General features: G+C 68.4%; 6 protein-coding genes. All 6 read left to right on the top strand.

Annotation, left to right across the window (positions count from 1 at the left end):
- Positions 1-132 precede the first annotated feature (132 nt).
- The 6 genes from J8I34_RS20755 (at position 133) to J8I34_RS20730 (ending at position 6,416) form a co-directional block, all read left to right on the top strand.
- Entirely contained in the window at positions 133-1,245 is a 1,113-nt protein-coding gene (locus J8I34_RS20755) for a sulfate/molybdate ABC transporter ATP-binding protein (protein WP_209806861.1), read from the top strand.
- Complete coding sequence (locus J8I34_RS20750) at positions 1,242-2,186, top strand: CysB family HTH-type transcriptional regulator (protein WP_029048737.1); 945 nt, start codon at positions 1,242-1,244, stop codon at positions 2,184-2,186. Before J8I34_RS20755 ends, J8I34_RS20750 begins: the two co-directional genes overlap by 4 nt.
- A 285-nt stretch (positions 2,187-2,471) precedes the next feature.
- On the top strand, positions 2,472-2,885 hold the full coding sequence (locus J8I34_RS20745) for a DUF962 domain-containing protein (protein ID WP_051320577.1): 414 nt from the start codon (positions 2,472-2,474) through the stop codon (positions 2,883-2,885).
- 9 nt (positions 2,886-2,894) lie between these two features.
- Positions 2,895-4,058 carry a sensor histidine kinase gene (locus tag J8I34_RS20740; RefSeq protein WP_029048738.1) on the top strand — a complete coding sequence of 388 codons (1,164 nt, stop codon included), beginning with the start codon at positions 2,895-2,897 and terminating at the stop codon, positions 4,056-4,058.
- Between the two features lie 106 nt (positions 4,059-4,164).
- Positions 4,165-5,013, top strand: coding sequence for a LytR/AlgR family response regulator transcription factor (locus J8I34_RS20735; RefSeq protein WP_209806860.1), 849 nt, complete (start codon positions 4,165-4,167; stop codon positions 5,011-5,013).
- 152 nt (positions 5,014-5,165) lie between these two features.
- Positions 5,166-6,416, top strand: a complete 1,251-nt coding sequence (locus tag J8I34_RS20730; protein WP_209772190.1) for an MFS transporter — start codon at positions 5,166-5,168, stop codon at positions 6,414-6,416.
- Position 6,417: the final 1 nt, after the last annotated feature.

Below are 6,417 nucleotides of genomic sequence, written 5' to 3'. Positions count from 1 at the left end.
GCAGGAACAGCAGGAACAGCAGGAACAGCAGGAACAGCAGGAACAGCAGGAACAGCAGGAACAGCAGGAACAGCAGGAACAGCAGGCACGGCGGGAACCCCCCTGCAAGCATCGGTGTAAGGAAACGGCATCATGAGCATCCAGGTCAAGAACGTAGAGAAGCGCTTTGGCGATTTTGTCGCGCTGGACAATGTCTCGCTCGATTTCGATGAAGGCGAGCTGACCGCGCTGCTGGGTCCGTCCGGTTGCGGCAAGACCACGCTGCTGCGCATCATCGCCGGGCTGGAGCGCGCCGACGCGGGCCAGATCGTGCTGGCCGGGCGCGATGCCTCGGACCAGCATGTGCGCCAGCGCCAGGTGGGCTTCGTGTTCCAGCACTATGCGCTGTTCAAGCATATGAGCGTGTTCGAGAACGTGGCCTTCGGCCTGCGCGTGAAGCCGCGTGCCGAACGCCCGAGCGAAGCGCAGATCCGCGAGAAGGTGCATTCGCTGCTCGACCTGGTCCAGCTCGACTGGCTGGCCGACCGCTACCCGTCGCAGCTGTCCGGCGGCCAGCGCCAGCGGATCGCCCTGGCCCGCGCACTGGCGGTGGAGCCGCGCGTGCTGCTGCTCGATGAGCCCTTTGGCGCGCTCGACGCCAAGGTGCGCAAGGAACTGCGCCGCTGGCTGCGCCGCCTGCACGACGAACTGCATGTGACCAGCGTATTCGTCACGCACGACCAGGAAGAAGCGCTCGAAGTGGCCGACCAGGTGGTGCTGATGAACCGCGGCCACGTCGAACAGTACGGCTCGCCCGAAGCGGTCTACAACCATCCGGCCACGCCGTTCGTGTTCGGCTTCCTCGGCAACGTGAACCTGTTCCACGGGCGGCTGGAAGTGGGCGAGAGCGGCGGCCTGCTGCATACCGGCGAGGCGGTGCTGCCGGTGGTCGGCAGCGGCCACGAGACTGCAGGCGATGCGACCGCGTATGTTCGTCCGCACGACCTGGACCTGGAGCGCTATTCGCCCGGTGCCGACGGCATCGCCGTGACCCTGCGCCGCGCGCTGACGCTGGGCCCGGTAGCCCAGCTCGAACTCGAGCGTGAAGACAACCAGGACGTGATCGAAGTGGCGCTTCCGCTCGAGCGCTTCCGCCATGCGGGCTTCCGCGAGGGCGAACTGCTCGCCGTGCGGCCGCGCCAGCTGCGCGTCTTTACGCAAGCCAACGGCACCGCGTCAATCAAAAAACAAGAGGCCGCTCGATGAACTTCCAGCAACTCCGATCGATCCGTGAGGCGGTACGCCGCCAGTTCAACCTGACCGAGGTCGCCAACGCGCTCTACACCTCGCAGCCCGGCGTGTCGCGCCAGATCCGCGAGCTGGAGGAAGAGCTGGGCGTGGAGATCTTCGAGCGCTACGGCAAGCGCCTGACCGGGCTGACCGAGCCTGGCCGCGAGATCGTGCGCATTGTCGAGCGCCTGCTGCTTGAAGCCGAGAACCTGCGCCAGGCCGGCGACGAGTTTGCCGGCCGCCATGTCGGGCGCCTGACCGTGGCCACCACGCACACGCAGGCCCGCTACGCGCTGCCGCGCGTGGTGCAGGCCTTCCGCCGCGAATACCCGCACGTGACGCTCGCCCTGCAGGAAGCGTCGCCGATGCATATCGTCGAGCTGCTGCTGACGGGGCAGGCCGATATCGGCATCGCCACCGAAGCGCTGGCGACCGAAGCCGGGCTGACCTCGTTCGAAGCCTACAGCTGGCAGCACGTGCTGGTGGTCTCGCCCGACCATCCGCTCACGCGCCTGCCCGAGCCGACGCTGGAGGACGTGGCCGGCTTCCAGCTCATCACCTACGATGCCGGCTTTACCGGCCGCCGCAAGATCGACACGGCCTTCGCCGAAGCCGGCCTGCAGCCGGAAATCGTGCTGACCGCGCTGGACGCCGACGTGATCAAGACCTACGCCGAGCTGGAGCTGGGCGTGGGCATCATCGCCTCGATGGCGTACGACGAGCGCAAGGACTCGGGCCTGGTGCGCATCAACGCCGACCACCTGTTCGCGCCCAATACCACCAGCGTGGCCGTGCGCCGCGGCGCCTACCTGCGCGGATATGCGCACGCCTTCATCAATATGTTCGCGCCGCACCTGTCGCGCGACACCGTCAGCAGCGCGCTGTCGGAGCAGGACCGGCAGGTGCTGGCGGCCTGAGCGGCATTCCCCGTCAGCCGTGCACGGGCGTTGCCCGGCTCCGCATGGCGCCGGCGGCACTCCACCGCGTGCCGCGCGCGCCGTCTGCCCCTGCACGGTGCCGTTCGCGCCCCGTGTCCACCGTTCGTCGCAACAGGCTTTCTTCGTGCCCGGGTGAAGGGTAAAGTCCCTGCACGTGGCGCGCATTGCCAGTCAGGCCTGCGCGGCACGCCTTCCGCAGTGCAACAGATATTGCGCGCGGCTGCCCGCCGGGCAAGGAAAGAGGGGCAAGGGAGAGAGACGATCATGCGTGACGAACCGCTGCTGCGCTGGCAGTGGCGCGGCTATGGCCGCAACCACCAGCATCCCCGCAACCTGCTGCTGCATATCGTGGCCGTGCCGATGTTCATGGCGGGCACGGTACTGTGCGCCTACGGCATCCTGCGGCTGAGCCTGCCTGCGGTGGCGCTGGGACTGGTGTGCATGGGCATGTCGCTGGCACTGCAGGGGCGCGGGCACCGGCTGGAGGCCAACGCGCCGGAGCCGTTTGCCGGCCCGGCGGACATCGCCGGACGTATCTTCGCCGAGCAATGGATCACCTTCCCGCGTTATGTGCTGTCAGGCCAATGGTGGCGTGCGCTGGCCGGGGAGTGTGGCACACGCGTCACGTCGGGGGATTGCGCCAATTGCGCCGATTGCGCCGAGACTGGCCAGCGCTAACGTACCGCCATGAACCGCTGCTTCTCCACCGTCGCCACCGCGCCCCCGTCGCGGCTCACCATCCTCGGCCGCGACCTGCTGTTCGTGCTGTGCATGAACACGGTGATTGCCGTCAGCCTCAACTACGGTTTCCAGACCGGCGGCACGCTCTGGCACAACTTTGTCTACAGCCAGCTGATCGGCCTGTCGATCTGGCTGCTGATCGACATCCCGCGCGTCGGCATCTGGTGGAACGACCGGCCGCGCCGCTGGCCCTTCCTGCTGCTGGCTGCCGCCGCGGTGCCGACCGGCGTGGTGATCGGCGGCTGGGCCACGCGCGTGGCGCTGGACCTGCCACCCAAGTCGGTGGCCGAAACCGGCGACATGCTGCGCATGTGCCTGGTGGTGGGCATGCTGGCATCGGCGTCGATGATCTACTTCTACTGGTCGCGCGAGAAGCTCGCCTACCTGGAGCGCCAGGCTGCCCTTGACGCGCTGCAGCGCGAGGAGGCCGAGAAGCAACTGGTGCGCGCGCAGCTGATGGCGCTGCAGGCGCAGATCGAGCCGCACTTCCTGTTCAATTCGCTGGCCAACCTCGACGGCCTGATCGCCACCGATCCGCCCGCCGCGCGCCAGCTGCTGCAGCGCCTGATCGGCTTCCTGCGCATGTCGCTGGCCCACACCCGCGCCGAGCAATGCACGCTGCGGCAGGAGTTCGAGCTGCTGCGCAGCTACCTCGATATCCAGGGCATGCGCTTTGGCCAGCGGCTGTCGTATGACATTGACCTGCCGCGCGAGCTGGCCAAGGTAGAGATTCCGCCCATGCTGATCCAGCCGCTGGTGGAAAACGCGGTCACGCACGGCATCGAGCCTTGCATGAGCGGTGGCCATATCCAGCTGTCGGCGCGCGCCGCCGGCGACGATGCGGTGCAGGTGATCATTGCCGATACCGGCGTCGGCTTCGGCCATGCATCGGGCAAGGGCTCGGGGCTGGGCATCACCCACGTGCGCGAGCGGCTGGCACGGATCTTCGGCGCCGCCGCCAGCATGCAGATGGAAGAAAACACGCCGCGCGGGGTGGTGGTGCGGCTGACGCTGCCGCTGGTGCGCCCGGTCGAGGCGCCGACGCTGACGCATACGGTCACGATGCCGGAGAGCATGTCCGTGCCGTCGCCGGCCATCCAGCGGACCTGACGGGCTGCCGCTGGTGATCGCCTGCACGAAGACAACCAGAGGCGCTGCATAGGACAGCGTCATCAGCATCGCCCCGGATTTCCTCACTGCCCCCAACATCGCCCCCATGACCCCGACCCTTCTGATCGCCGACGACGAAGCGCTGCTCGCGCGCGTGCTGGAATCCGAACTGAAGTCGCTGTGGCCCGAGGCCCGTATCGTCTCGGTCGTGCACGACGGCGTGGCCGCGCTGGCCGCCGCACGCGAGCACCAGCCGCGCGTGGCCTTCCTGGATATCCGCATGCCGGGCATGAGCGGCATGGACGTGGCGCGCGAACTGATCGAGTTTGATATCCCGCCGCTGGTGGTCTTTGTTACCGCCTATGACCAGTTCGCGCTGGAGGCCTTCGAGCGCGCCGCGGTCGACTATGTGCTCAAGCCGGTGCAGCGCGAGCGGCTGGAGGCGACCGTGTGCCGCCTCAAGGAACGCCTGCAGGCGATGGCGGACACGGCGGACGACCAGGCAGGCGGCGAGACGGATGACAGCGCCGAGGCGGAGGCCGCCGTGCTCGACACCGACCGCCTGGGGCAGTTGCTGGCGCGGCTCGAATTTCTCGAGCACGCCACGCCCGGCGGCGCGGCGCAGCGCCAGTACCTGCGCTTTATCAGGGCGCTGGTCGGGCAGGAGGTCCGCATCATCCCGGTCGACGAGGTGATCTACCTGGAAGCCACCGACAAGTACGTCAACGTGGTCTCCAGCGCCGGCGAGGCGCTGATCCGCACCAGCCTGCGCGAACTGACCCAGCAACTGGATCCGGAGCGTTTCTGGCAGGTCCACCGCGGCACGGTCGTCAACATCGACTGCGTGGCCAGCGCGGTCAACCAGTCTCTGGGGCGGTTGTCGCTGCGGCTGCGCGACCGGCCCGAGCTGCTGCCGGTGGCCCGCCAGTACGCGCACCTGTTCAAGCAGATGTAGGGATGGCGGCAGGCGGCGCGGCCGCCACCCGGCTGCAGCGGGGCGCGGTTTTCCTCTATGATGCGGGCTTCGGCCCGCATTTTTTGTTGGCTGGCCGCATCACTCCCGCATCACTCCCGCCGCAGCCCGCTACCGCACCTTCCGCCCGCGCCATGTCCACCGCCGCTCTCGATCCCGTCCGCAATCCGCTTCGCCATGACGCCCAGGTGATCGGGCTGGTCGGGCTGGCGCATGGGGTCTCGCATTTCTATCACTTGCTGCTGGCGCCCCTGTTTCCGTGGATCAAGGCCGAGTTCGGGCTGAGTTATGCGGAGCTGGGCCTGCTGATGACGGTGTTCTTCGCCGTGTCGGCGGTGGTGCAGACCGCCTCGGGCTTCGTGGTGGACCGCGTCGGCGCGCGGCCGGTGCTGTTTGCCGGGCTGGCCTTCCTCGGCAGCGCGGCGCTGCTGCTGTCGGCCGGCAACGGCTACGCCGCGCTACTGGCGGGCGCGGCGGTGGCCGGGCTGGGCAACGGCGTGTTCCATCCGGCCGACTTCACGCTGCTGAACAAGCACGTGTCGCAGCCGCGGCTGGGCCATGCCTTCTCGGTGCACGGCATTTCCGGCAACCTGGGCTGGGCGGCGGCGCCCCTGTTCCTGGTCACCATCGCCAACCTGGCCAGCTGGCGCGTGGCGCTGGCGGCGGCCTCGGTGGTGGCCTTCGCGGTGCTGGCCGTGCTGGTGGTGCTGCGCCACGTGCTGGACCCGCGCGAGGTGAGCGGCGCCGTGGGACGGCCCGCCGCCAGGGCCGCCGGCGGCAGCCTGCTGGGCTTCCTGCGGCTGCCGCAGGTGTGGGTGTGCTGGGCGTTTTTCCTGCTGACCACGTTCTCCGCCGCCGGCATTCAGAGCTTTGCGCCGACCGCGCTGACCTACCTGTACGGCATGCCGTTCACGCTGGCTACGGCTTCGTACACCATCTACATGCTGTGCAGCGCCGGCGGCATGGTCGTCGGCGGCTTTGCCGCCAGCCGCACCAGCAACCATGACCGGCTCATCGCCATCAGCTTTACCGTCTCCGGCCTGATCGCCATTCTGGTCGGTTTGAACCTGTTCCCCGCACTGCTGGTGCCGGTGCTGATGGGCTTGATCGGGTTTGGCGCCGGCATCGCCGGTCCGTCGCGCGACCTGCTGGTGCGCGCCGCCGCGCCCGCCGGCGCCACCGGCCGCGTCTATGGCGTGGTTTATTCCGGCCTGGACATCGGGCTGGCCTGCGGGCCGCTGTTCTTCGGCGCGCTGATGGACGCGCAGCTGCCGGCGTGGGTGTTCTTCATGATCGGCGGCTTCCAGCTGATCTCGATCTTCACCGCGGTGACGGTGGGCAACGGCAACCGTTCGCGCCGAGGTGCCGCCGCGCCGGCAGCCTGAA

The organism is Cupriavidus phytohabitans (assembly GCF_017815025.1).
In the GTDB taxonomy this organism is placed as follows: domain Bacteria; phylum Pseudomonadota; class Gammaproteobacteria; order Burkholderiales; family Burkholderiaceae; genus Cupriavidus.
The sequence above is the reverse complement of the archived record's forward strand: the minus strand, read 5'-3'. Positions and strand labels throughout refer to the sequence as shown.

Coding starts and splice junctions, on each gene's coding strand:
- J8I34_RS20755 (WP_209806861.1), top strand. CDS start 133: ATGAGCATCCAGGTCAAGAACGTAGAGAAGCGCTTTGGCGATTTTGTC.
- J8I34_RS20750 (WP_029048737.1), top strand. CDS start 1,242: ATGAACTTCCAGCAACTCCGATCGATCCGTGAGGCGGTACGCCGCCAG.
- J8I34_RS20745 (WP_051320577.1), top strand. CDS start 2,472: ATGCGTGACGAACCGCTGCTGCGCTGGCAGTGGCGCGGCTATGGCCGC.
- J8I34_RS20740 (WP_029048738.1), top strand. CDS start 2,895: ATGAACCGCTGCTTCTCCACCGTCGCCACCGCGCCCCCGTCGCGGCTC.
- J8I34_RS20735 (WP_209806860.1), top strand. CDS start 4,165: ATGACCCCGACCCTTCTGATCGCCGACGACGAAGCGCTGCTCGCGCGC.
- J8I34_RS20730 (WP_209772190.1), top strand. CDS start 5,166: ATGTCCACCGCCGCTCTCGATCCCGTCCGCAATCCGCTTCGCCATGAC.